This is a genomic window from Pseudomonas sp. GW821-FHT07F01 (assembly GCF_059418825.1).
Genome location: NZ_JBWKQO010000010.1, coordinates 199,393 through 223,211, shown reverse-complemented (window position 1 = coordinate 223,211; position 23,819 = coordinate 199,393). Strand labels below are relative to the sequence as shown.

18 protein-coding genes are annotated in these 23,819 nt (G+C 61.3%); 6 read left to right on the top strand and 12 right to left on the bottom strand.

Annotation, left to right across the window (positions count from 1 at the left end; all coding sequences use genetic code 11):
* Nucleotides 1-127 precede the first annotated feature (127 nt).
* Nucleotides 128-1,426 carry an MFS transporter gene (locus tag AC07R1_RS30955; protein WP_011060276.1) on the top strand — a complete coding sequence of 433 codons (1,299 nt, stop codon included), beginning with the start codon at nucleotides 128-130 and terminating at the stop codon, nucleotides 1,424-1,426.
* A gap of 116 nt (nucleotides 1,427-1,542) precedes the next feature.
* Here AC07R1_RS30955 and AC07R1_RS30950 read toward each other — a convergent pair whose 3' ends face one another.
* Nucleotides 1,543-3,006: a glyceraldehyde-3-phosphate dehydrogenase gene (locus AC07R1_RS30950; RefSeq protein WP_011060275.1), complete on the bottom strand. Its 1,464-nt coding sequence runs from the start codon at nucleotides 3,004-3,006 to the stop codon at nucleotides 1,543-1,545.
* Between the two features lie 353 nt (nucleotides 3,007-3,359).
* On the opposite strand from AC07R1_RS30950, the gene mfd reads away from it, so the two are divergent.
* Genes mfd through AC07R1_RS30935 form a run of 3 tightly spaced genes read left to right on the top strand, consistent with a single transcriptional unit; the run spans nucleotide 3,360 to nucleotide 10,088 of the window.
* Nucleotides 3,360-6,809, top strand: a complete 3,450-nt coding sequence (gene mfd, locus AC07R1_RS30945; RefSeq protein WP_011060274.1) for a transcription-repair coupling factor — start codon at nucleotides 3,360-3,362, stop codon at nucleotides 6,807-6,809.
* Nucleotides 6,810-6,819: 10 nt separating this feature from the next.
* Nucleotides 6,820-7,386, top strand: a complete 567-nt coding sequence (locus tag AC07R1_RS30940; RefSeq protein ID WP_495111255.1) for a CsiV family protein — start codon at nucleotides 6,820-6,822, stop codon at nucleotides 7,384-7,386.
* A gap of 11 nt (nucleotides 7,387-7,397) precedes the next feature.
* Nucleotides 7,398-10,088 carry a DEAD/DEAH box helicase gene (locus AC07R1_RS30935; RefSeq protein WP_011060272.1) on the top strand — a complete coding sequence of 897 codons (2,691 nt, stop codon included), beginning with the start codon at nucleotides 7,398-7,400 and terminating at the stop codon, nucleotides 10,086-10,088.
* Between the two features lie 54 nt (nucleotides 10,089-10,142).
* On the opposite strand, the gene nagZ is transcribed toward AC07R1_RS30935, so the two are convergent.
* Nucleotides 10,143-11,141 carry a beta-N-acetylhexosaminidase gene (gene nagZ, locus AC07R1_RS30930; protein WP_169893376.1) on the bottom strand — a complete coding sequence of 333 codons (999 nt, stop codon included), beginning with the start codon at nucleotides 11,139-11,141 and terminating at the stop codon, nucleotides 10,143-10,145.
* 180 nt (nucleotides 11,142-11,321) lie between these two features.
* Nucleotides 11,322-12,029: a TetR/AcrR family transcriptional regulator gene (locus AC07R1_RS30925; RefSeq protein WP_011060270.1), complete on the bottom strand. Its 708-nt coding sequence runs from the start codon at nucleotides 12,027-12,029 to the stop codon at nucleotides 11,322-11,324.
* Between the two features lie 251 nt (nucleotides 12,030-12,280).
* Here AC07R1_RS30925 and lexA point away from each other — a divergent pair, with 251 nt between their 5' ends.
* Together lexA and sulA are read left to right on the top strand one after the other, a co-directional pair.
* Complete coding sequence (gene lexA / locus AC07R1_RS30920) at nucleotides 12,281-12,886, top strand: transcriptional repressor LexA (RefSeq protein WP_011060269.1); 606 nt, start codon at nucleotides 12,281-12,283, stop codon at nucleotides 12,884-12,886.
* A 10-nt stretch (nucleotides 12,887-12,896) separates the two neighbouring features.
* Complete coding sequence (gene sulA / locus AC07R1_RS30915) at nucleotides 12,897-13,370, top strand: SOS-induced cell division inhibitor SulA (protein ID WP_011060268.1); 474 nt, start codon at nucleotides 12,897-12,899, stop codon at nucleotides 13,368-13,370.
* A gap of 106 nt (nucleotides 13,371-13,476) precedes the next feature.
* Here the strand turns inward: sulA and AC07R1_RS30910 are convergent, their stop codons facing one another.
* The 9 genes from AC07R1_RS30910 to fadB form a co-directional block, all read right to left on the bottom strand.
* A complete protein-coding gene (locus tag AC07R1_RS30910) occupies nucleotides 13,477-13,710 on the bottom strand; it encodes a hypothetical protein (RefSeq protein ID WP_011060267.1) in 234 nt (77 codons plus the stop codon).
* Between the two features lie 158 nt (nucleotides 13,711-13,868).
* Nucleotides 13,869-14,426 (bottom strand): LemA family protein, encoded by a 558-nt coding sequence (locus tag AC07R1_RS30905; RefSeq protein WP_011060266.1) that lies wholly within the window; start codon nucleotides 14,424-14,426, stop codon nucleotides 13,869-13,871.
* A gap of 3 nt (nucleotides 14,427-14,429) precedes the next feature.
* On the bottom strand, nucleotides 14,430-15,446 hold the full coding sequence (locus tag AC07R1_RS30900) for a hypothetical protein (protein ID WP_065363462.1): 1,017 nt from the start codon (nucleotides 15,444-15,446) through the stop codon (nucleotides 14,430-14,432).
* Complete coding sequence (locus AC07R1_RS30895) at nucleotides 15,446-16,480, bottom strand: hypothetical protein (protein WP_495111254.1); 1,035 nt, start codon at nucleotides 16,478-16,480, stop codon at nucleotides 15,446-15,448. Before AC07R1_RS30895 ends, AC07R1_RS30900 begins: the two co-directional genes overlap by 1 nt.
* A gap of 50 nt (nucleotides 16,481-16,530) precedes the next feature.
* Entirely contained in the window at nucleotides 16,531-17,055 is a 525-nt protein-coding gene (locus AC07R1_RS30890) for a DUF6586 family protein (RefSeq protein WP_047336171.1), read from the bottom strand.
* A 164-nt stretch (nucleotides 17,056-17,219) separates the two neighbouring features.
* Nucleotides 17,220-19,832 carry a type I DNA topoisomerase gene (gene topA / locus AC07R1_RS30885; RefSeq protein ID WP_011060262.1) on the bottom strand — a complete coding sequence of 871 codons (2,613 nt, stop codon included), beginning with the start codon at nucleotides 19,830-19,832 and terminating at the stop codon, nucleotides 17,220-17,222.
* 114 nt (nucleotides 19,833-19,946) lie between these two features.
* Nucleotides 19,947-20,183: a DUF1653 domain-containing protein gene (locus AC07R1_RS30880; protein WP_019093731.1), complete on the bottom strand. Its 237-nt coding sequence runs from the start codon at nucleotides 20,181-20,183 to the stop codon at nucleotides 19,947-19,949.
* A gap of 98 nt (nucleotides 20,184-20,281) precedes the next feature.
* A complete protein-coding gene (gene fadA, locus AC07R1_RS30875) occupies nucleotides 20,282-21,457 on the bottom strand; it encodes an acetyl-CoA C-acyltransferase FadA (protein WP_011060261.1) in 1,176 nt (391 codons plus the stop codon).
* 28 nt (nucleotides 21,458-21,485) lie between these two features.
* Nucleotides 21,486-23,633: a fatty acid oxidation complex subunit alpha FadB gene (gene fadB, locus AC07R1_RS30870; RefSeq protein WP_011060260.1), complete on the bottom strand. Its 2,148-nt coding sequence runs from the start codon at nucleotides 23,631-23,633 to the stop codon at nucleotides 21,486-21,488.
* Nucleotides 23,634-23,819: the final 186 nt, after the last annotated feature.

Genomic DNA, 23,819 nt, shown 5'->3' with positions numbered 1-23,819 from the left:
GCCGGATGGCTTTCATACACATATCGTTACAAAACTGTTCAGCGTGCAGCCTCGAGCCCCGACTTTGCAGTAAGGGACGCATAACGACCAGGGATTGCTAACAAGACAGCCAAAGTGAGTGAAAAAAATGTCCACGACCACGGGCAAAGGCAAGGCGATCTTTCGCGTTGTCAGCGGCAACTTTCTCGAGATGTTCGACTTCATGGTCTACGGCTTCTACGCCACGGCGATTGCCAAGACCTTCTTTCCTGCGGACAGCGCCTTCGCCTCGTTGATGCTGTCCCTGGCGACCTTTGGCGCGGGCTTCCTGATGCGCCCCCTGGGAGCGATTTTCCTCGGTGCCTACATTGACCGTCACGGCCGTCGCCAAGGCCTGATCATTACCCTGGCACTGATGGCCGCGGGCACCGTGCTGATTGCCTGCGTGCCGGGCTACGCCACCCTTGGCGTCGCCGCGCCCTTGCTGGTGCTGCTGGGTCGCCTGCTGCAGGGCTTTTCCGCCGGCGTCGAGCTGGGCGGGGTGTCGGTGTACCTCGCCGAAATCTCCACGCCGGGCCGCAAGGGCTTCTTCGTCAGCTGGCAGTCGGCCAGCCAACAGGCCGCAGTGGTCTTCGCCGGCCTGCTGGGCGTAGGCCTGAACCACTGGCTGAGCCCCGAGCAAATGGGTGACTGGGGCTGGCGCGTGCCGTTCCTGGTGGGCTGCATGATTGTTCCGGCGATCTTCATGATCCGTCGCTCCCTGGAAGAGACGCCGGAATTCCAGGCCCGCAAGCATCGCCCTTCGCTGCAGGAAATCGTCCGTTCCATCGGCCAGAACTTCGGCATCGTCATCGCCGGCATGGCTCTGGTGGTGATGACCACCGTGTCCTTCTACCTGATCACCGCCTACACCCCGACCTTCGGCAAGGCCGAACTGCACCTGTCGGACTTCGACGCCCTGCTGGTAACCGTGTGCATCGGTCTGTCGAACTTCTTCTGGCTGCCGGTCATGGGGTCACTGTCGGACAAGATCGGCCGCAAGCCGCTGCTGCTGGGGGCGACCATCCTGGCCATCTTCACGGCTTATCCGGCACTGTCCTGGCTGGTGGCCAACCCCAGCTTCAGCCACCTGCTGATCGTCGAGCTGTGGCTGTCTTTCCTCTATGGCTCGTATAACGGCGCGATGGTGGTGGCCCTGACTGAAATCATGCCGGTGGAAGTGCGCACCACGGGTTTCTCCCTGGCCTACAGCCTGGCCACCGCGACCTTCGGCGGCTTTACCCCGGCAGCCTGCACCTACCTGATCCACGTCCTGGGCAATCAGGCGGCTCCGGGCATCTGGCTCAGTGGCGCGGCGGTGCTGGGGCTGATCGCAACCCTGGTGCTGTTCCGCGGTAATCGCCACGAACTGCGTACCGCGCAAGCGGCAACAGCGCGCGGCGCCTGAGACAAACGCTTCGCTGGCAAGCCAGCTCCTACGGGCTTGCGCCGACCTGGCTTGCCGGCGCAAGCCACAAACAAAAACGCCCCGACAAGTCGGGGCGTTTTCATTTCAGCAGTCGCTTAGCGTGGGAACGCTGGCGGGTTGACCCCGGCCATGTCTTCCATCACGCGCACTACCTGGCAGCTGTAACCGAACTCGTTGTCGTACCAGACGTACAGAACAACGCGGTTGTCCTGAACGATGGTCGCTTCAGCGTCGACCACACCGGCGTGACGCGAGCCCACGAAGTCGGTGGACACCACTTCCTGCGAGTTGACGAAGTCGATCTGCTTGTGCAGGTCGGAGTGCAGCGCCATGTAGCGCAGGTACTCGTTCATCTCTTCACGGGTGGCGGCTTTCTCGAGGTTCAGGTTGAGAATGGCCATCGACACGTTTGGCGTCGGAACGCGGATCGCGTTACCGGTCAGCTTGCCGGCCAGCTCAGGCAGGGCCTTGGCAGCAGCAGTAGCAGCACCGGTCTCGGTGATCACCATGTTCAGCGCGGCGCTACGGCCACGGCGATCGCCCTTGTGGAAGTTGTCGATCAGGTTCTGGTCGTTGGTGTACGAGTGAACGGTTTCGACGTGACCGTTGATGATGCCGAACTTGTCATTCACAGCCTTCAGCACCGGCACGATGGCGTTGGTGGTGCAGGAAGCGGCGGACACGATCTTGTCGTCAGCGGTGATTTCGTTGTGGTTGATACCGTGAACGATGTTCTTCAGCTTGCCTTTGCCTGGCGCGGTCAGAACAACGCGATCGATACCCGGGCAGGCCAGGTGCTGGCCCAGACCGTCGGCGTCACGCCATACACCGGTGTTGTCCACCAGCAGAGCGTCCTTGATGCCGTACTGGGTGTAGTCCACCTCGGTCGGGTTCTTCGCGTAGATGACCTGGATCAGGTTACCGTTGGCGGTGATGGTGTTGTTTTCTTCGTCGATGGTGATGGTGCCGTTGAACGAACCGTGCACCGAGTCGCGACGCAGCAGGCTGGCGCGCTTGGTCAGGTCGTTTTCGGCGCCCTTGCGCACCACGATGGCGCGCAGGCGCAGGCCGTCGCCACCACCGGTTTTCTCGATCAGGATGCGCGCCAGCAGACGGCCGATACGACCGAAGCCGTACAGGACTACGTCAGTGCCTTTGCGGGCCGAAGCATTTTGCTGGCCAACCACATCAGCCATTTCTTCGCGAACGAACTGCTCGGCGCTGCGGCCATTGCCTTCGTTACGGAATTTGAACGCCAACTTGCCCAGGTCTACCGATGCCGCGCCGAGCTTGAGCTCGCTCATGGCTTTAAGCAGAGGGAATGTTTCGTGGACGGAGAGTTCGCTATCGTCGGAGGAACGGTGGCGAGCAAAGCGGTGAGCTTTGAGAATCGCGATGACAGACTGGTTGATCAGGCTGCGGCCATAGATCGAGCTCACCACGTTGTTATTGCGGTAGAGCTGACCGATAAGCGGAATCATCGCTTCTGCGAGTGCTTCACGGTCGATCCATTCACCAAGACACTGGTCGGGCTTCTGAGTCACGGGAACCTTCCACATGTAGGGGCAGAAAAAAGGGGCTACATTATGCCGCCCAGTTCCTGTCGTAGCAATGCGCGCCTGTCGTGCGGAACGTAACAAAAAGCCCTTGCAAAAAAACACCACTGTGCTGGAGACCAGTAAAACCGCGGCTTCCAGCAGCGTCAATTTTTTGGACATCACACCAGCCTGTCTGTAACCCTCCGTAACACCAGCCGCAATCGGCACTACATTTCAGGTCAAGAAGCGCATTTTGTTGTCATAGCCACTACATTTGCCCCAGCCAGCGTATTAGACGCATCAGCCACTGACAGTGGCTGCCCGGGGCCGTTACAATTACCGACTTTGTCGCAACGCTTGGAGCTTGACCGTCCGTGCCCGTCCTGCGTCTACCGCTACTCCCTGCCGCCGCCGGCAAACAGCATTGGGGCAACTTGCCCGGTGCCGCCCTGAGCCTGGCCATCGCCGAAGCCGCCAGCGCTGCCAAGCGCTTCACCCTCCTGCTGACTGCCGACAGCCAAAGCGCTGACCGGCTGGAACAGGAGCTGAGCTTCTTCGCCCCGGATCTGCCGGTGCTGCATTTTCCTGACTGGGAAACCCTGCCCTACGACCTGTTCTCGCCGCACCAGGACATCATTTCCCAGCGCATCGCCAGCCTCTATCGGCTGCCGGAGCTGGAACATGGCGTGCTGGTGGTGCCGATCACCACTGCCCTGCACCGCCTGGCGCCCACCCAGTTCCTGCTGGGCAGCAGCCTGGTGCTGGACGTCGGCCAGAAGCTCGATGTGGAACAGATGCGCACCCGCCTGGAAGCCAGTGGTTACCGCTACGTGGACACCGTCTACGAACACGGCGAATTCACCGTGCGCGGCGCACTGATCGATCTGTTTCCCATGGGCAGCAAGCTGCCCTATCGCATCGACCTGTTCGACGACGAAATCGAGACCCTGCGCACCTTCGATCCGGAGAACCAGCGCTCCATCGACAAGGTCGACTCGGTGCGCCTGCTGCCGGCCAAGGAGTTCCCGCTGCAGAAAGAAGCGGTGACCCGCTTCAAGGCGCGCTTTCGCGAACGCTTCGATGTGGACTTCCGCCGCTGCCCGATCTTCCAGGACCTGAGCAGCGGGATTACCCCGGCCGGTATCGAGTACTACCTGCCGCTGTTCTTCGAAGAAACCTCGACCCTGTTCGACTACCTGCCCCAGGACACCCAGGTGTTCTCCCTGCCGGGCATCGAACAGGCCGCGGAAAACTTCTGGAACGATGTACGCAACCGCTATGAAGAGCGCCGCGTCGACCCTTCGCGCCCGCTCCTGCCCCCGGCCGAACTGTTCCTGCCAGTGGAAGACTGCTTCGCCCGGCTGAAGAACTGGCCGCGAGTGGTGGCCAGCCAGCAGGACATCGAGACCGGTGTCGGCCGCGAACGCTTCCCGGCCCACGAGCTGCCGAACCTGGCCATCGAAGCCAAGGCCAACCAGCCGCTGGCAGCACTTTCGGGCTTTCTCGACGAGTTCCCCGGGCGAGTGCTGTTCACCGCCGAATCCGCCGGCCGCCGGGAAGTGCTGCTGGAGCTGCTGGAGCGCCTCAAGCTGCGGCCCAAGACCGTCGACAGCTGGCCGGACTTCGTCGCCAGCAAGGAACGCCTGGCAATCACCATCGCCCCGCTGGACGAAGGCCTGGTGCTGGACGATCCGGCCCTGGCCCTGGTGGCCGAAAGCCCGTTGTTCGGCCAGCGAGTAATGCAGCGTCGGCGCCGGGAAAAGCGCGCCGATGCCAACAACGATGCAGTGATCAAGAACCTCACCGAGCTGCGTGAAGGCGCGCCGGTGGTGCATATCGACCATGGTGTCGGTCGCTACCTGGGCCTGGCGACCCTGGAAATCGACAACCAGGCCGCCGAGTTCCTGACCCTGGAATACGCCGAGGGCGCCAAGCTTTATGTGCCCGTGGCCAACCTGCACCTGATCGCCCGCTACACCGGCAGCGACGACGCCCTCGCGCCCCTGCATCGCCTGGGCTCGGAAGCCTGGCAGAAGGCCAAGCGCAAGGCCGCCGAACAGGTGCGCGATGTGGCTGCCGAACTGCTGGACATCTATGCCCGCCGCGCCGCCCGCGAAGGCTATGCCTTTGCTGACCCGAAGGCCGACTACGCCACCTTCAGTGCCGGCTTCCCCTTCGAGGAAACCCCGGACCAGCAGAGCACCATCGAAGCGGTGCGCGAGGACATGCTGTCGGGCAAGCCCATGGACCGCCTGGTATGCGGCGACGTGGGCTTCGGCAAGACCGAAGTGGCCATGCGCGCTGCCTTCATCGCGGTCCACGGCGGCAAGCAAGTGGCGATCCTGGTGCCCACCACCCTGCTCGCCCAGCAGCACTACAACAGCTTCCGCGACCGCTTCGCCGACTGGCCGGTGACCGTGGAAGTGATGAGCCGCTTCAAGTCCACCAAGGAAGTGAATGCTGCGGTAGCCGACCTCGCCGAAGGCAAGATCGACATCGTCATCGGCACCCACAAGCTGTTGCAGGACGATGTGAAGATCAAGAACCTGGGGCTGGTGATCATCGACGAAGAACACCGATTCGGGGTGCGCCAGAAAGAGCAGCTCAAGGCACTGCGCAGCGAAGTCGACATCCTGACCCTGACCGCCACGCCGATCCCGCGGACCCTGAACATGGCCGTCTCGGGCATGCGCGATCTGTCGATCATCGCCACGCCACCGGCCCGGCGCCTGTCGGTGCGCACTTTCGTCATGGAGCAGAACAAGAGCACGGTCAAAGAGGCCCTGCTGCGCGAACTGCTGCGTGGCGGCCAGGTGTACTACCTGCACAACGACGTGAAGACCATCGAGAAATGCGCCGCCGACCTGGCCGAACTGGTACCCGAGGCGCGGATCGGCATCGGCCACGGGCAGATGCGCGAACGCGAACTCGAACAGGTGATGAGCGACTTCTATCACAAGCGCTTCAACGTGCTGATCGCCTCGACCATCATCGAGACCGGCATCGACGTGCCCAGCGCCAACACCATCATCATCGAGCGCGCCGACAAGTTCGGCCTGGCCCAGTTGCACCAGTTGCGCGGTCGGGTCGGGCGCAGCCACCACCAGGCCTACGCATACCTCTTGACGCCACCGCGCCAGCAGATCACCCCGGACGCGGAAAAACGCCTGGAGGCCATCGCCAACACCCAGGACCTGGGAGCCGGCTTCGTCCTGGCCACCAACGACCTGGAGATCCGTGGCGCTGGCGAACTGCTGGGCGACGGCCAGAGCGGGCAGATCCAGGCCGTGGGCTTCACCCTCTACATGGAAATGCTCGAACGCGCGGTGAAGGCCATCCGCAAGGGCGAACAACCGAACCTCGACCAGCCACTGGGTGGCGGCCCGGAAATCAACCTGCGCTTGCCGGCACTGATTCCCGAGGACTACCTGCCGGACGTGCACGCGCGCCTGATCCTCTACAAGCGCATCGCGTCGGCCACCGACGAGGACGGCCTGAAGGACCTGCAAGTGGAGATGATCGACCGCTTCGGCCTGCTGCCCGAGCCCACCAAGAACCTGATCCGCCTGACCCTGCTCAAACTCCAGGCCGAGCAACTGGGGATCAAGAAGGTCGACGGCGGCCCACAAGGCGGCCGCATCGAGTTCGCCGCAGATACACCGGTAGACCCACTGGCCTTGATCAAACTGATCCAGGGCCAGCCCAAACGCTACAAATTCGAAGGCGCAACCCTGTTCAAGTTCATGGTGCCGATGGAGCGCCCGGAAGAGCGCTTTAATACATTGGAGGCACTGTTTGAGCGCCTCACCCCGAAATCTGCTTGAAGGACGCCCCATGCGCCTGTTCCGCTCCCTGACCCTGCTCCTGGCCCTGGTCGCGCCAACGGCCTTTGCCGATGACCTGTACCAGGTGGAAATGATCCTCGTACGGCAGAACGCCGAGCCGCTGATCGTCAGCCGTGCAGCCCCCGAAGACTGGGCCGCCGGCGCTCAACGGCTGAGCCCGGACAGCCTGCGTACCCCAGCCCTGGGCAGCATCGTGGAAAAGCTCGGCGCCAGCGGCAGCTACAGCGTGCTGTTGCACAAGGCCTGGCAACAGGCCCTGGGGGAAACCCCGGTAAAGGTTGCCCTCAGCGATGGCCCGGAACAGTTCGGCCAGTTCCCCATCGAAGGCACCCTGAGCCTGAAGCTCGGGCGCTTCACCGATGTGGACGCGGACTTCTGGGTCAACCAGATCGACAGCAACGGCCTGGTCACCAGCAGCGAGCGCCTGAAACAGCAGAGCCATACCAAGAATGGCCAGCTCAACTACCTGGACAACGGCCACCTGGCGCTGCTGATCAAGATCACCTCGCTGACCGCACCGGCACCGCGCCCCGCTCCAACTGAAATTCCGGACTGATCGAAGTCCCTATGACCCCGCCCCTGACCAAACCCCTGGCCCCCTCCTGGGTCAACCGCTTCAAGGAACAAGCCTTGGAGCGTGGCCGGCGCTACGCCCTGGAAAAACGCGTGCGCATCGCCACGGCCGGAGACAGCGCTATCACCGCCAGTTGCGAAGGCTCCGGCGGCACTATGTACCGGCAGACCATCACCCTGCGCGAATCGAGCAAGGGCAACCTGCTGCTGATCGACGCCCACTGCACCTGCCCAGTACGCAGCAACTGCAAGCACATCGCTGCGGTGCTACTACAAGTGGAGGAAACCCTGGCCTACCCGGCGGCGGCCCAGGACGCCGAACTGCTGGAAAAGCTCTCCGCAGTCCTCGACAGCCGTCGCCCCGCTGCCCCGCCCCAGGTACTGCTGGAGGATGTGCACCCGGTGCCGCGGCTGTGGCTGGCAAGCATCGAGTTCAGCGCCTTCGAACCGCGCAACGGCAAGATGCAGCGCTACATCCAGCACCGCGCCGCACTGTCGTTCAACTACAGGGGCGAATACGCCAGCGGGCAGAAGAACACCGATGTGATCATCCGCCAGGAACACCAAAGCCTGCGCATCAAGCGCCAGCCCGAGCTGGAACAGGGCTGGCGCGAGCAATTGCGAGGCCTGGGCTTCAAGATCGCCACCCGGCAGAGCAAGGCACTGCCGGAAAGCGCCGGCGAGCTGTTCGAGATGGTCAACGACAGCGCCTGGCTGACCTTCACCCTCAACGAACTGCCCAAGCTGCGCAGCCAGGGATGGGAGCTGCAGATCGACGAGGGCTTCGGCTTCGACCTGACGGCGGTGGACGACTGGTACGCCAGTGTCGACGAGGCCCCGGGCCGCGACTGGTTCGACCTGGAACTGGGGATCATCGTCAACGGCGAGCGCTTGAGCCTGCTGCCGATTTTGCTCAACCTGATGCGCTCGCACACCGAGATCCTCAATCCGGAGCGCCTGGCCAAGCGCCGCGACGACGAGCTGATCCTGGTGAACATTCCCAATCGGCCCAACTCCCTGCATGGCCCGCTGCAAGTGGCACTGCCCTATGGCCGCCTGAAGCCGGTACTGGCAACCCTGGGCGAGTTCTATCTGCAAGAACCCGGCGATACCACCCTGCGCTTGAGCAGCGCCGACGCCACCCGCCTCAACCCGTTGCAGGACCTGCCACTGCTATGGGAAGGCGGCGAACACATTCGCACCTTCGCCCAGCGCCTGCGGGACATCCGCGACTACTCGGCACCGGCGCCCCAGGGCCTGAATGCCACCCTGCGCCCCTATCAGCTCGAAGGCCTGAGCTGGATGCAGTCACTGCGCCAGCTGGAAGTGGGCGGCATCCTGGCCGACGACATGGGCCTGGGCAAGACCCTGCAAACCCTGGCGCACATACTCAGCGAGAAGAACGCCGGGCGCCTGGACCGCCCCTGCATGGTGGTAATGCCCACCAGCCTGATTCCCAACTGGCTGGACGAGGCCGCGCACTTCACCCCGCAGCTCAAGGTACTGGCGCTGTATGGCGCCGGGCGCAAGAAACACTTCGCCCAGCTGGGCGATCATGACTTGCTGCTGACCACCTATGCGCTGCTGCCCAAGGACATCGAACTGCTGGCGGCCCAGCCCCTGCATGTGCTGATCCTCGATGAGGCGCAGTACATCAAGAATCCGTCGAGCAAGGCCGCCCAGGCTGCTCGGGAACTCAATGCCCGGCAGCGCCTGTGCCTGTCCGGCACGCCGCTGGAAAACCATCTGGGGGAGCTCTGGTCGCTGTTCCACTTCCTCTTGCCGGGCTGGCTCGGCGATGCCAAGAGCTTCAACCGTGACTACCGGGTACCGATTGAAAAGCACGCCAGCGAAGTGCGCCTGCAGCACCTCAACGGCCGGATCAAGCCCTTCCTGCTGCGCCGTACCAAGGAGCAAGTGGCCACCGAACTGCCGCCCAAGACCGAGATCATCCACTGGGTCGAGCTCAACGAGGCGCAGCGTGATGTCTACGAAACCATGCGCCTGGCCATGGACAAGAAAGTGCGCGACGAAATCACCCGCAAAGGTGTGGCGCGCAGCCAGATCATCATTCTTGAAGCCCTGCTCAAACTGCGCCAGGTGTGTTGCGACCTGCGCCTGGTCAACGACTCGCCACCCACACGGGGCAGCTCCTCAGGCAAGCTCGACAGCCTGATGGAAATGCTTGAAGAACTGTTCGAAGAGGGCCGGCGGATTCTGCTGTTCTCGCAGTTCACCTCGATGCTGAGCCTGATCGAGGCCGAGCTGAAGCGGCGCAACATCGCCTACGCCTTGCTCACCGGCCAGACCCGGGACCGGCGCACTCCGGTACGGGACTTCCAGAGCGGCAAGCTGCAGATTTTCCTGATCAGCCTCAAGGCCGGTGGTGTCGGCCTCAACCTGACCGAAGCCGATACGGTGATTCACTACGACCCTTGGTGGAACCCGGCCACCGAGAGCCAGGCTACCGACCGCGCCTATCGCATCGGCCAGGAAAAGCCCGTGTTCGTCTACAAGCTGATTGCCCGAGGTACGGTGGAAGAAAAGATCCAGCACCTGCAGCAGGAAAAATCGGACCTGGCGGCAGGTGTGCTTGATGGGCGCAAGGCCGGTGACTGGAAGCTGCAGAGCGACGACATCGAAGCCTTGTTCGCCCCACTGCCGGACAACAAGGGCGGCCGCTGAGACCGGCCACGTGCGGGGGCATCCAGAATTGCCCGGAGCCCCCTTGCGAAGTCGTCAGTCGATCAACTGGGCATCCTTGAGGGCACCCAGCGCCGCCAACCAACGCGGATCCTGCTTGTACTCGATATTGGCGAAGGCCTGGCCACGCATCCGCGCGATGCGTGGCGAAGGCTGCACCTTGAGGCGCTGCACGGCACTCAGGGCCAGCTCGGCGGCAGCACGGTCATTGCATACCAGCCCCATGTCGCAACCGGCGGTCAGCGCCGCTTCGATCCGGCTTGCCGCGTCCCCGACGACATGGGCGCCGGCCATGGACAGGTCATCGCTGAAGATCACCCCGTCAAATTGCAGCTCGCCACGCAGGATGTCCTGCAACCAGTAGCGCGAGAAGCCGGCCGGTTGAGGGTCGACTTGCGGATAGATGACGTGCGCAGGCATCACTGCCGCCAACTGCTTGCTCAGACGAGCAAAGGGCAGCAGGTCCTTGGCACGGATTTCATCCAGACTGCGCTCGTCATTGGGGATCGCCACATGGGAGTCGGCCTCGGCCCAGCCGTGCCCGGGAAAGTGCTTGCCGGTAGCGGCCATGCCGGCGCTGTTCATACCGCGGATAAACGCACCGGCGAGCAACGCCGCCTGCTCGGGGTCGCCCTCGAAAGCCCGGCTGCCCACCACCGCGCTGCGCTGGTGATCGAGGTCCAGTACCGGGGCGAAGCTCAGGTCCAGCCCCACCGCCAGCACCTCGGTGGCCATGACCCAGCCACACTGCTCGGCCAGGTACTCGGCATTCGGATTGTCGGCCAGGGCACGCATGGCCGGCAGGCGCACAAAGCCCTGGCGCAGACGCTGCACCCGACCGCCCTCCTGGTCCACGGCCAACAACAGGTCCGGGCGAATCGCGCGAATCGCCGCGCACAGCTCCCGTACCTGGCGCGGATGTTCGATATTGCGGGCAAAGATGATCAACCCACCGACCTGCGGCTGACGCAGGAGTTGGCGATCTTCGGCCGTCAGCCAGGTACCGGCGACGTCCACCATCAAAGAGCCTTGCAGGCCAGCAGTCATAGTAATTCCTTAAGCACTACGATGGCTTCCAGGCAACGCTGATCGAGCCGCATCCGCATGGATGCAGCCGGCCGAGCAGCATCGGCGCAGGGAAGGCACGGGATATAGAACGAGAATCGGCATGGGCGGCTAGCTTAGCGGATGTAAGCTGTCGCGCCCACCCGTGGGTCAGGCCTTGGCGGCTGCCGGGGCCGATTTGCTGCGCGGCTTGAGCTGGGCGCTGGCCATGGCTTCGTCGGTGACGCCGGTTTCGGCACGCATGCCCGCGGCGAGGAACGGCACCATCAGGCGCATCACCTGCTCGATGGAGGTATTGACCCCGAAATCGGTTTCGGCGATAGCCCGCAGCGCCTTGATCCCGGACATGCTGAACGCCGCAGCACCGAGCATGAAGTGCACGCGCCAGAACAGCTCAATGGGAGGAATACGCGGCGCCGCTTCATTGACCAGCAGCATGTAGCGGCGGAACACCTTGCCGTACATGTCCTCCAGATAACGCCGCAAGTGCCCCTGGCTCTGGCTGAACGCCAGCCCCAGCAGACGCATGAAGATCGACAGGTCGTTACCGCTGCGCGGCTGCACTACCAGGGCCTGCTCGACGAGGATCTCCAGCAGCTCTTCCAGGCTCGGCTTGTTCTCCGGCCTGGACTGGCGGCGCTCAAGCTCACGATCGAGACTGATGCAGAACGGGCCGAGGAAACGCGAGAATACCGCCTGGATCAAGGCCTTCTTGGACCCGAAATGATAGTTGACCGCTGCCAGGTTGACCCCGGCCTTGCTGGTGATCAGCCGCAATGAGGTTTCGGCAAAACCTTTTTCCGCGAACAACTGCTCGGCAGCATCGAGAATGCGTTCAACGGTTTCCGACTGGGCCATGGCTACTCCGCCTGACAAACACTTGTTTGAAACATACGTTTCAGGCTTTGGAATGTCAAGCCTGCCGGCCTCTGCGCAAGCCGTCCGGCGCGCTATTTAATCACACCTGCCGGCCACTGTAGCCAGCCTTCGGCGCAGGATTGCGGCACCCGGATGACAACCGCTCGGCCGCCACAGGCAAAAGGAGGATTGCCAAGCGACGTCCACTGTATATAATCCCAGTCACTGTATAAAAAGACAGAGCGATCGACATGCTAAAACTGACGCCACGCCAAGCTGAGATTCTGGCTTTTATCAAACGCTGCCTCGAAGACAACGGCTACCCGCCCACCCGTGCGGAAATTGCCCAGGAACTGGGATTCAAATCGCCCAACGCCGCTGAGGAACACCTCAAGGCCCTGGCCCGCAAAGGCGCCATCGAGATGACCCCGGGTGCCTCCCGCGGAATCCGCATTCCCGGCTTCGAAGCTAAGGCCGACGATACCCTGCCGATCATTGGCCGTGTCGCCGCCGGTGCACCGATCCTGGCCCAGCAGCACATCGAAGAGTCCTGCAATATCAACCCGACCTTCTTCCACCCTCGCGCCGACTACTTGCTTCGCGTCCACGGCATGAGCATGAAGGACATCGGCATCTTCGACGGTGACCTGTTGGCGGTACACACCACTCGCGAGGCCCGCAATGGCCAGGTCGTGGTGGCGCGCATCGGTGATGAGGTCACGGTCAAGCGCTTCAAGCGCGAAGGCAGCAAGGTCTGGCTGATTGCCGAGAACCCTGAATTCGCCCCCATCGAAGTCAACCTGAAAGATCAGGATCTGGTGATCGAAGGCTTGAGTGTCGGCGTCATTCGCCGCTAAAGGAGGCTCCATGCAGTTCCCCCACACACCACAGCAAGCACAACTGCCACTGTTCGAGGCGTTCCTGGCCCAGCCATTGGCGCCCGCCCTCAAGGAAGTGGTCGAATCGCCCTGGAACAAAGATCCAGAAGCCTTCAGCGAGCTGTCGTTACGCGGCGCCGCCGGGAACTGCCTGAACCTATTGGCACCGATCCTTCGGGAACTCAGCCAGGACCAGGACGCGCGCTGGCTGACACTGATCGCCCCGCCCTCCAGCCTGACCCAAAGCTGGCTACGGGACGCCGGCCTGAATCGCGAGGGGATCCTGCTGCTGCACCCCCGGGGCAATCAGAGCCCGCAACAGCTCGCCTGCGAGGCCCTGCGCCTGGGTCGCAGTCATACCGTAGTCAGCTGGTTGAACCCGTTGAGCGCCAGCGCCCGGCAACAACTGATCAGCGCCGCACGGACTGGCGATGCGCAGAGCCTGAATATTCGCCTGGGATGAAACACCGGGAAAGCGTGGGATTTACGCTTGAATGACACAAGGCTTCTCCAGGATTGAGAAGCCGGAACAAATGCGACGGATGACCGGAGAAACCCGATAGACGGGCTTAGTGCAGAACCCGCGGGCCATCTTCCTTGTCAATTTCACCTTCAACCAGTCGACCGGCCATCTGTACGCCGACGCTCAACATGGCCTTGGCCACTTCCACGTGCTGACCTTGCAGAAAGGCTTTGGCATCCTCGGAGAAATCCAAAGTAACCAGAGAACCCTCGTCCTCAGCTCTGCGCAGCTCGATACGGCCGTCTGGCAACTCGACAATTTCTAGAAAGGACGTTGGCATAAAGGTCTGGTCTCCACGAAAGGGCGGGATTATATCAGTCATCACCCCCGCCCCGCTCAGGATCTTGCAGGGGGATCGTGCCCCCTCACCAGGAATTACTTCCCGATCCTTGCAATCAACCCCTCGCCACACCGACCCCAAGCCCGCGCCAGCCCCCTTCAAAAATTCGGCTTGTATTCAAAACCCGCCGAGGCCTGGCTGTCGGAAAACGGCGTGATCAGCGACTTCTTCAGGACCAACCGATTGACCAGGGAGCCGGGAAACATCTGAATGGAGTTGTTGAAGTGCTCCACATTCAGGTTGAACAGGGTAATCGCCCCACCGATATTGCCTTCCTGCTCGGCAACCTCGCGCATCAGGTTACTCAACAACTCGACGGACTTGAGGTCGGGGTAGGCCTCAAACGCAAGATTCAAACCGCCCAGCAAAGCCTTGGTGCCCTGGTCTACCGACTTGAGCGCATCACCGTCGGCTGCGGATGGCAAGCTACCAATGGCACTACGCAGCCCAACGATCTTTTCCAGCAACTGGCTTTCATAGGCCTGGAAGCCAGCCACTTGCGGCTCCAGCATGTCCAGCACCTTGATCCTCTGGCGCTGGTAGGTCAGCACATCCGACCAGGCCCGCTGGGCACGGTTATGCGCACCGACAATCTTGTTGTAGTGCACATAGGCAAGAACGCCCAAGGCAATCGCGATGACCAGCAACAACTCCATACTCTACTGCTCCATTTCATCAGTGACCTTCAGCGGAAGATCGAAATTGTTGTCGTGCAGCTCCGCCAACTCATGCACCAGGGCCAGCACCGGAAACAGGTTAGGCAACGGCAGGCCCTGCTCGATATTGGCGTAGAAGCTCGACAGATCGTCAAACGTGCCCGGATCCTTGTAGGCCATGACCTCGGCATCATCGAAGCTCAGACATAAATGGCCCTCGCTGGAGAATTCCAGATTCACCTTTTTCAGCCGCCGACGAAGTTCCAGCAAGAAAGCCAGGGTGGTGGGCGTTGCGAACTTCGCGCAAGCCAGCTCACTATCACCGGTGAAATTGAAGCTTCTGTTGAAGTCATCGGAAGTGGTCTCAAAGACTTTGCGCTTCTTGCTCTTGGTATTTGGCAGATCACTGCGCACCATCACCCCTCTGACCCAAGGAAAGTCCACCACCAGGCTGAAGCGATCGAAACTCTCATAGACCCGCTCGCTCTCGCCATCGGATTTGCGTTTGTAGTGGGAGTTCACATAACGCAGATGGTGAAAGACAAAGGACAACTGATGCCGCGGGCCCTGGTAGGTCCCCCTGGCTGAAGCCTCGATACGGCGGCTGTCATTGCCGCGATCATAGTCGTCGAACTCACTGCTCAGTTGCGCGAAACGCTCATCGGCGGTTCCGCCCGGGTCCCAAAGGCCGTTACTGAGAAATGAACACTTACGGGCTATTTTCTGCGGCAACTCGTCTAACACGGCTTTACGGCCCATCCAGGTATACAAGGTGGCAAAACCCAGGCAGGCCGTCGCAAACCACATCAGCTCCACACCCGCCATGGCCGGGATCGCCGACACAATAGCCAGCATCAACAGCAGCCAGGACTGGGCATGATCGAACTCCAACCCTCCCCTGAAGGACTGGAGCCTGGCGATGACCCTCAATAGATCCTCGTTGCTCTTGGCTCGAGCCACCTCTGCATTGCTAGTGGCCAACAACTTCACCAACTCGGCATCGTGCTTGAGAAACTGCATTACATTTCCTTGATCAAGTTGCAAGCCTCAGGAACATCTGGAACAGCAGCAAGAGCATGGCCGTCATGCAACTGCGCCAACTGATGCACCAGCTCCAGCAGTGAATACAGCTTCGGCAACTCGATACCCGCCTTGATCCGCTCGCGAAAGACCGCCAGGTCACTCAGCGAGCCCGGATCGGCATGGGCAATGATGTCCGCATTATCAAAGCTCAGACAGAGCCGCCCTTGACTGGAAAATTCCAGATTGACCCGGTAAAGATGACGTGAAAGCTCCATCAGGAGGTCCAGGATTGCTGGCCTGGCGAAGTGTTCGCAACAGGCCTGATCATTACCGCGCAGTACAAAGACCTGGTCGAAATCGTCGCGACCGGTCTTGAACGGCTGCCCCGCCAATGACACTTCCAGGGGACTGGAGCGAACCGTAATCTCTGTCACCCACGGGAAATCCAGCACCAGGCTGTAGCGGTTGTACGTGTCGTAGACAGTGCGATAGCTGCCGCCGGCACCAGGCTCTTGCCTGGAATTGACGTACTGCAGATGGTGATACTCGAACGCCAAGGACTGGCGAGGCCCCTGGTAGACACCCAGGAGCGAGTCCTGGATATGGCGTCGCTCATTACCCCGCTGGTAATCGCTGAACTCGTTGTTCAGCCTTTTCAGGCGCCAGTCGGCACTGCTGTCGGACTCGCTCAAGCCATGATGAAACATTACGCACTTGCGCACGATGCTTGCCGCCAGATCAGTCAAGGAGCCAGAGGCCCCTTTGCTGACGTAATAGCTAAAGAAACACAGAGCCAGAAACACCCAGAACATCCCGCCCATGCCGTCCATCAGCAGCGCGACAGCCAGGGAGGCAAACGCCAGGACCAGAAGCGTTATTGCCTGCACATGGTCGAATTCCAGACCGCCGGGGAATATCTCCAGCCTGTCGAGCACTTCCAGCAAGTCAGTATTGGACTGGGCACGAACCACTCGCACCCGGCAATCGTTCAGCAGGCGAAGCAGCGCCTGGTCACGCAAGAAGAACAGCATGAATCTTCCTTGATCAAATAGTCACGCCGCCAATCAAGCAGCGCTCAGGATCAACACTCGTTAAGGCCATCCCTGAAACGAATGGCCAGGGCCTTGAGGTTCTGCCGCCAGCTTTCCAGCTCTTCCCGACTCAGTGCCTGCTCGGGCTCCTCTTCATCCAGATTGACCGCAACAATCAGTGGCTGGGTTACGTCGCCCTTGGGCTTGTGCGGCGCCTGTGGCGGCTGAAACAGCTCGCTGTAAGCAGACAGCAGTTGCGCCAGCCAGGTTTGCGGGCTGTGCGCCAATTCCACCAGCTCTGCCAGCTCGGGAATGGCAATGCTTTGCAGCACTTCACGATTGAGGATCTGCTCGACCCGGGCCGCATTGGCCTGCGGCAGCCGATAGAACCCGGCAATTTCATGGCACAGCCCCAGCAAGGCCCCGTACAGGTGGAACAGCACCGACTCGCGCCCCGCCTGGACCTGCGCCTGGGCATTCATGGCCCGCCCTTCCTCAGCGCGTGCCAGGGCTTCGAGCGACAGACCGGCAAAGTAGATTTTCTGATTGGTACGGGTATAGAGCTCGTGGGCCATATGGGCAGCCTCCACTGCGAAAAGAGAACCAGATGCAGACGGCACAGTTTCAGGGATCACTCCAGCTTGCCGCAAGCAAAAGAAAGGCCGCATGCCCCCTTGAAGGAGTCATGCGGCCCTGTTGGTCGCTACACCGAGAAGCTAGCCCTCGGCAGGCCAAGCACTTAGCGCTTGTCTTCGACCTTCCATTTACCGCCGTCGTAGAAGGCACGCCAGCCGGTCGGCTTGCCGTCGACTTCGGTCTGCACGTACTGCTCCTTGGTCTTGCGGCTGTAGCGCACCACCGCAGGGCGGCCGTCCGGGTCCTTCTGCGGAGCTTCGCAGAGGAAGTGGTACTTGGGATCGATCTCATCCTTGTGCGGGATCAGTTCCAGCACCAACGGCGCACGGGTCTCGCGGTTTTTCGGGAACTGACTGGCCGCCAGGAACAGGCCCGAAGCGCCATCGCGCAGGATGTAGGTGTCGTTGACCTTCTCGCACTTGAGCTCGGGCATCTTCACCGGGTCCATCTTCGGCGGCGCCGCGTCACCGCTTTTCAGCAGCTTGCGTGTGTTCTTGCAGGTCGGGTTGGTGCAACCGAAGAACTTGCCGAAACGGCCGGTCTTGAGCTGCATCTCGCTGCCGCACTTGTCACACTCCAGGCTCGGGCCTTCATACCCCTTGATCCGGTAGCTGCCCTCTTCGATCTCGTAGCCGGCACAATCCGGGTTGTTACCGCAGATGTGCAGCTTGCGCTTTTCGTCCAGCAGGTAGGCATCCATCGCCGTACTGCAGATCGGGCAACGATGCTTGCCACGCAGTACCAGGGATTCGGACTCGCCCTCGTCATCCGCGGCGATCTCGTCGCCCGGCACCAGGTTGACGGTGGCCTTGCAACGCTCCTTGGGTGGCAGGCTGTAGCCCGAGCAGCCGAGGAACACGCCAGTGGAGGCGGTACGGATCTGCATCGGCCGGCCGCAGGTCTGGCATGGGATATCGGTCATTACCGGCTGGTTGGCGCGCATGCCGCTTTCGGCGCCCTCGGCCACTTCGAGCTTCTTCTTGAAGTCGCCGTAGAATTCGTCGAGGACGTTCTTCCAGTCGCGCTCGCCCTGGGCCACGTCATCGAGGTTCTCTTCCATGCCGGCGGTGAAGCCGTAGTCCATAAGGTTGGAGAAGCTCTCGGAAAGGCGCTCAGTGACGATGTCGCCCATCTTTTCCGAATAGAAACGACGGTTGTGCAGGGTCACATAGCCGCGATCCTGGATGGTCGAAATGATTGCCGCATAGGTCGAAGGACGACCAATGCCGCGCTTTTCCATTTCCTTCACCAGGCTGGCTTCGGAGTAACGCGCCGGGGGCTTGGTGAAGTGCTGGCTCGGATCGAGCTTGATCAGCTTCAGCACTTCGCCCTGGGCCATTTCCGGCAGCACATCGTCATCGCCCGGCTTGGCCATTTGCGGCATGACCCGGGTGTAACCGTCGAACTTGAGGATGCGGCCCTTGGCACGCAGCTCGAAGTCGCCAGCGGCGACGCTGACGGTGGTGGACAGGTATTGCGCCGGCAGCATCTGGCAGGCGACGAACTGGCGCCAGATCAGCTCGTAGAGGCGCTCAGCGTCACGTTCCATGCCCGACAGCTTGCTTGGGTGGGTGTTCACATCGGACGGACGAATCGCTTCGTGCGCCTCCTGGGCCCCTTCCTTGCTGCTGTAGACATTGGGCGAAGCCGGCAGGTACTTGTTGCCGAACTCGTCTTCGATATAGGTACGCGCCATCGCCACGGCATCGGCCGAGAGGTTGGTGGAGTCGGTACGCATATAGGTGATGTAGCCGGCTTCATACAGACGCTGGGCCATCATCATGGTCTTCTTCACCCCGAAGCCCAGGCGATTGCTCGCAGCCTGCTGCAGGGTGGAGGTGATGAACGGCGCCGATGGCTTGCTGCTGGTGGGCTTGTCTTCACGCTTGGCGACGCTGTAGGCCGAGGCCTTGAGCTTCTCCAAGGCGGCCATGGCCTGTGCTTCGTTGAGCGGTTTGAAGGCTTCGCCGTTTTCACGGGCCACTTCAAAACGCACATTCGAGCCCTTGGCAGTGCCCAGGTCAGCGTGTACTTCCCAGTATTCTTCCGGGATGAAGGCACGAATCTCACGCTCGCGCTCCACCACCAGCTTCACGGCTACCGACTGCACGCGACCGGCAGACAGGCCACGGGCGATCTTCGCCCACAGCAGCGGCGAAACCATGTAGCCCACCACGCGGTCGAGGAAGCGTCGCGCCTGCTGGGCATTGACTCGATCAATGTCCAGCTCGCCCGGCTGGGAGAAGGCTTCCTGGATCGCCTTCTTGGTGATTTCGTTGAACACCACGCGCTTGTAGCGGCTGTCATCACCGCCGATGGCTTCCCGCAGGTGCCAGGCAATGGCTTCCCCTTCGCGGTCCAAGTCCGTTGCGAGATAGATGGTGTCGGCATCCTTGGCAAGGCGGCGCAACTCTTCGATGACCTTTTCCTTGCCAGGGAGGATTTCGTACTTGGCTTTCCAGCCGTGCTCGGGATCGACGCCCATGCGCGACACCAGCTGCTTGCGAGCCTTTTCCTTCGGCGACAGAGCCGGGGCTTCGCCCGCAGCGGCCTTGCCACGCTTGGCGGCTGGCTCCTTGGCGGCACTTGCCGAACCGCTGGTGGGCAGGTCTCGGATATGGCCGATACTCGACTTCACCACGTATTGGTTACCCAAGTACTTGTTGATGGTCTTGGCCTTAGCCGGGGATTCCACAATGACCAGCGATTTGCCCATGGATCAGAAAATTCCTGAATTCGAGAAGTGAAAGGCGGTTGGCGCCTGACGCGGCACCGCTATATATAGTGGCAACAGGGTGAGGTCAAGCGCAGGGTACTGCGCGACCTGTACTCATGCCGGTGAAAAAAGACTGGGTTCGGCCTGCACCAAAGCAAAGCGCGGGACCTGCTCGCCGTCAACTTCGACCGACTCGAGGAACATGCTCAAGGGCCGCACCCAAAAGCCGTAATCCCCATACAGGGCTTGGTAGAACACCACTTCTTCTTCCGTTTCCGAGTGCCGCGCCACGCTGAAAACGCGGTACTGCGGCCCCTTGTAATGCTGATAGAGCCCGGGTTGTAACTGCATGCTCTGGCCCTCGTGCAATTTTTTCAAAATAAAGACAAACAAATCTTCAGAAAAACAAAAACCGGGGCACTGGGCCCCGGCTTCCATCAACCCAACGCTTAAACGCGTTCGAAGACGGTCGAGATACCCTGGCCAAGGCCGATGCACATGGTGGACACCCCGAAGGTGCCGCCATTCTGCTTCATGACGTTGAGCAGGGTCCCGGAGATACGTGCGCCGGAGCAACCGAACGGGTGACCCAGGGCGATCGCGCCGCCGTGCAGGTTAACCTTCTCGTTCATCTTGTCGAGCACTTTCAGATCTTTCAGCACTGGCAGGGCCTGTGCAGCGAAAGCTTCGTTGAGCTCGAAGAAGTCGATATCGTTGATGCCCAGGCCCGCGCGCTTCAGGGCTTTCTGCGTGGCCGGTACTGGACCATAGCCCATGATGGCCGGATCCACACCTGCAACGGCCATCGAACGAATCACCGCCATCGGCTGGATACCCAGGTCCTGGGCACGCTGGGCCGACATCACGATCATGCACGAGGCACCGTCGGTGATCTGCGACGAAGTACCGGCAGTCACGGTACCACCTTTAGGGTTGAACGCCGGCTTCAGGGCCGCCAGGCTCTCCAGGGTGGTCTCGGGACGGATGGTTTCGTCGTAGTCGAACAGTTTCAGGAAACCGTTCTCGTCGTAACCCTGCATCGGGATGATTTCATCCTTGAACTTGCCTTCCACAGTCGCCTTGTGGGCGAGCTGGTGGGAGCGCACGCCAAAGGCGTCCTGCTGCTCACGGGTGATGCCGTGCATCTTGCCCAGCATCTCGGCGGTCAGGCCCATCATGCCGGAGGCTTTGGCTGCGTACAGGGACATGTGCGGGTTCGGATCGACACCGTGCATCATGCTCACGTGGCCCATGTGCTCGACGCCGCCGACCACGAACACGTCACCGTTGCCGGTCATGATCGCTTGCGCGGCAGTGTGCAAAGCACTCATGGACGAGCCACACAGGCGGCTGACGGTCTGGCCGGCCGAGGTGTGCGGGATCTGGGTCATCAGCGACGCCATGCGTGCGATGTTCCAGCCCTGCTCCAGGGTCTGGTTGACGCAGCCCCAGATCACGTCCTCGACTTCCGCCGGGTCGACCTTGGCGTTGCGTTCCAGCAGTTTGCTGATCAGGTGCGCCGACATGTCTTCGGCGCGGGTGTTGCGGTGCATGCCGCCCTTGGAGCGGCCCATCGGAGTACGACCGAAGTCGACAATCACGACGTCTCTAGGATTCAAGCTCATATGTTCACTCTCGCTCTAGTGTGGGCGCTTAACCGAAGAAGCTCTGGCCGTTCTTGGCCATTTCACGCAGCTTCGCGGTCGGGTGGTACAGCGCGCCCAGATCGGCGTACTGGTCGGCCAGGGCAACGAACTCGGCAACACCGATGGAATCGATGTAGCGCAGCGCACCGCCACGGAATGGAGGGAAACCAATGCCGTAGACCAGGCCCATGTCAGCTTCGGCAGCGGTTTCAACGATGCCGTCTTCCAGGCAACGAACGGTTTCCAGGCACAACGGGATCATCATCCAGTTGATGATGTCTTCGTCGGTGACTTCACGCTGCTCGTAGACAATCGGCTTGAGCACTTCCAGCACCGACGGATCGGCCACCTTCTTTTGCTTGCCCTTCTTGTCGGTTTCGTAGGCGTAGAAGCCCTTGCCATTCTTCTGGCCCAGGCGCTTGGCTTCGTAGAGCACGTCCACGGCCGAGCGGCGATCGTCCTTCATGCGATCCGGGAAGCCTTCGGCCATGACATCGCGACCGTGGTGGCCGGTGTCGATGCCAACCACGTCCATCAGGTACGCCGGGCCCATTGGCCAGCCGAATTTCTCCATGATCTTGTCGATGCGCACGAAGTCCACACCGGCGCTGACCAGCTTGGCGAAACCGCCGAAGTACGGGAACAGCACGCGGTTGACCAAAAAGCCCGGGCAGTCATTGACCACGATCGGGTTCTTGCCCATTTTCTTGGCGTAGGCAACGGTGGTGGCAACGGCCAGCTCGCTGGACTTCTCGCCACGGATCACTTCCACCAGCGGCATCATGTGCACCGGGTTGAAGAAGTGCATGCCGACGAAGTTTTCCGGACGCTTGAGGGCCTTGGCCAGCAGGCTGATGGAAATGGTCGAGGTATTGGACGCCAGGATGGTGTCCTCCTTGACCTGGCCTTCCACTTCAGCCAGCACGATCTGCTTGACCTTGGGGTTCTCGACCACGGCTTCAACCACCAGGTCGACGTTGCCGAAGTCACCGTAGGACAGGGTCGGACGAATGCCGTTGAGCACTTCAGCCATCTTCGCGGCGGTCATGCGGCCTTTGTCAACGCGGCCCACCAGCAGTTTCGCGGCTTCCGCCAGACCCTGCTCGATGCCGTGTTCGTTGATGTCCTTCATCAGGATCGGCGTGCCTTTGGAGGCCGACTGGTAGGCGATGCCGCCACCCATGATACCGGCGCCGAGCACGGCGGCCTGCTTCACGTCCTTGGCGATTTCGTCGTAGGCCTTGGCCTTTTTCTTCAGTTCCTGATCGTTCAGGAACAGGCCGATCAGGCTTTGCGCAGCAGAGGTCTTGGCCAGTTTGACGAAGCCGGCGGCCTCTACTTCCAAGGCTTTGTCGCGGCCAAAGTTGGCGGCTTTCTGAATGGTCTTGATCGCTTCGACCGGTGCCGGGTAGTTCGGGCCAGCCTGGCCGGCCACGAAACCTTTGGCGGTTTCGAAAGCCATCATCTGCTCAATGGCGTTGAGCTTGAGCTTTTCCAGCTTAGGCTGGCGCTTGGCCTTGTAGTCGAACTCGCCGGAAATGGCGCGCTTGACCAGGGCCAGAGCGGCGTCCTTGAGTTTGTCGGGAGCAACCACGGCGTCGACGGCACCGACTTTCAGCGCGTCTTCAGCACGGTTTTCCTTGCCGGCGGCAATCCACTCGATGGCGTTGTCGGCACCGATCAGACGCGGCAGGCGCACGGTACCGCCGAAGCCCGGGTAGATGCCCAGCTTGACTTCCGGCAGGCCGATCTTGGCACTGGCAGCCATGACGCGGTAGTCCGCCGCCAGGCACATTTCCAGGCCGCCGCCCAGGGCGATGCCGTTGATCGCGGCAACGGTTGGCACGTTGAGGTCTTCGAAATCGCTGAAGATCTTGTTGGCTTCGAGGTTGCCTGCCACCAGCTCGGCATCCGGCAGCTTGAAGTTGTCGACAAACTCGGTGATGTCGGCGCCGACGATGAACACGTCCTTGCCGCTGCTGACGATCACGCCCTTGATCGAAGCATCTGCCTTGATGGTGTCAACAGCCTGACGCAATTCGTTCAGGGTTAGACGGTTGAACTTGTTGACGGACTCACCCTTGAGGTCGAAATTCAATTCGACGATGCCACTTTCAAGAGCCTTAACCGTGATGGCTTTACCTTCGTAAATCATCAACTGATCTCCACGATATGGAAGCTGAACAGTACACGTCGGACGCTGACTTCTGGCATGGCACTAACGTCACCGTCGATGCTAACGCCAATCCGCCAGGCACACCCGCCAACGCGATAGTCGGGATTCTGTATAGAGCCGCCTGCGATGCAAACGCTCATTTCATACGCCCGTTTGATTTGGGTA

Excerpts from the sequence above, each read along its gene's own strand:
- AC07R1_RS30955 (WP_011060276.1), top strand. The coding sequence starts at position 128 with ATGTCCACGACCACGGGCAAAGGCAAGGCGATCTTTCGCGTTGTCAGC.
- AC07R1_RS30950 (WP_011060275.1), bottom strand. The coding sequence starts at position 3,006 with ATGTGGAAGGTTCCCGTGACTCAGAAGCCCGACCAGTGTCTTGGTGAA.
- AC07R1_RS30940 (WP_495111255.1), top strand. The coding sequence starts at position 6,820 with ATGCGCCTGTTCCGCTCCCTGACCCTGCTCCTGGCCCTGGTCGCGCCA.
- AC07R1_RS30935 (WP_011060272.1), top strand. The coding sequence starts at position 7,398 with ATGACCCCGCCCCTGACCAAACCCCTGGCCCCCTCCTGGGTCAACCGC.
- AC07R1_RS30925 (WP_011060270.1), bottom strand. The coding sequence starts at position 12,029 with ATGGCCCAGTCGGAAACCGTTGAACGCATTCTCGATGCTGCCGAGCAG.
- lexA (WP_011060269.1), top strand. The coding sequence starts at position 12,281 with ATGCTAAAACTGACGCCACGCCAAGCTGAGATTCTGGCTTTTATCAAA.
- sulA (WP_011060268.1), top strand. The coding sequence starts at position 12,897 with ATGCAGTTCCCCCACACACCACAGCAAGCACAACTGCCACTGTTCGAG.
- AC07R1_RS30910 (WP_011060267.1), bottom strand. The coding sequence starts at position 13,710 with ATGCCAACGTCCTTTCTAGAAATTGTCGAGTTGCCAGACGGCCGTATC.
- AC07R1_RS30905 (WP_011060266.1), bottom strand. The coding sequence starts at position 14,426 with ATGGAGTTGTTGCTGGTCATCGCGATTGCCTTGGGCGTTCTTGCCTAT.
- AC07R1_RS30900 (WP_065363462.1), bottom strand. The coding sequence starts at position 15,446 with ATGCAGTTTCTCAAGCACGATGCCGAGTTGGTGAAGTTGTTGGCCACT.
- AC07R1_RS30895 (WP_495111254.1), bottom strand. The coding sequence starts at position 16,480 with ATGCTGTTCTTCTTGCGTGACCAGGCGCTGCTTCGCCTGCTGAACGAT.
- AC07R1_RS30890 (WP_047336171.1), bottom strand. The coding sequence starts at position 17,055 with ATGGCCCACGAGCTCTATACCCGTACCAATCAGAAAATCTACTTTGCC.
- topA (WP_011060262.1), bottom strand. The coding sequence starts at position 19,832 with ATGGGCAAATCGCTGGTCATTGTGGAATCCCCGGCTAAGGCCAAGACC.
- AC07R1_RS30880 (WP_019093731.1), bottom strand. The coding sequence starts at position 20,183 with ATGCAGTTACAACCCGGGCTCTATCAGCATTACAAGGGGCCGCAGTAC.
- fadA (WP_011060261.1), bottom strand. The coding sequence starts at position 21,457 with ATGAGCTTGAATCCTAGAGACGTCGTGATTGTCGACTTCGGTCGTACT.
- fadB (WP_011060260.1), bottom strand. The coding sequence starts at position 23,633 with ATGATTTACGAAGGTAAAGCCATCACGGTTAAGGCTCTTGAAAGTGGC.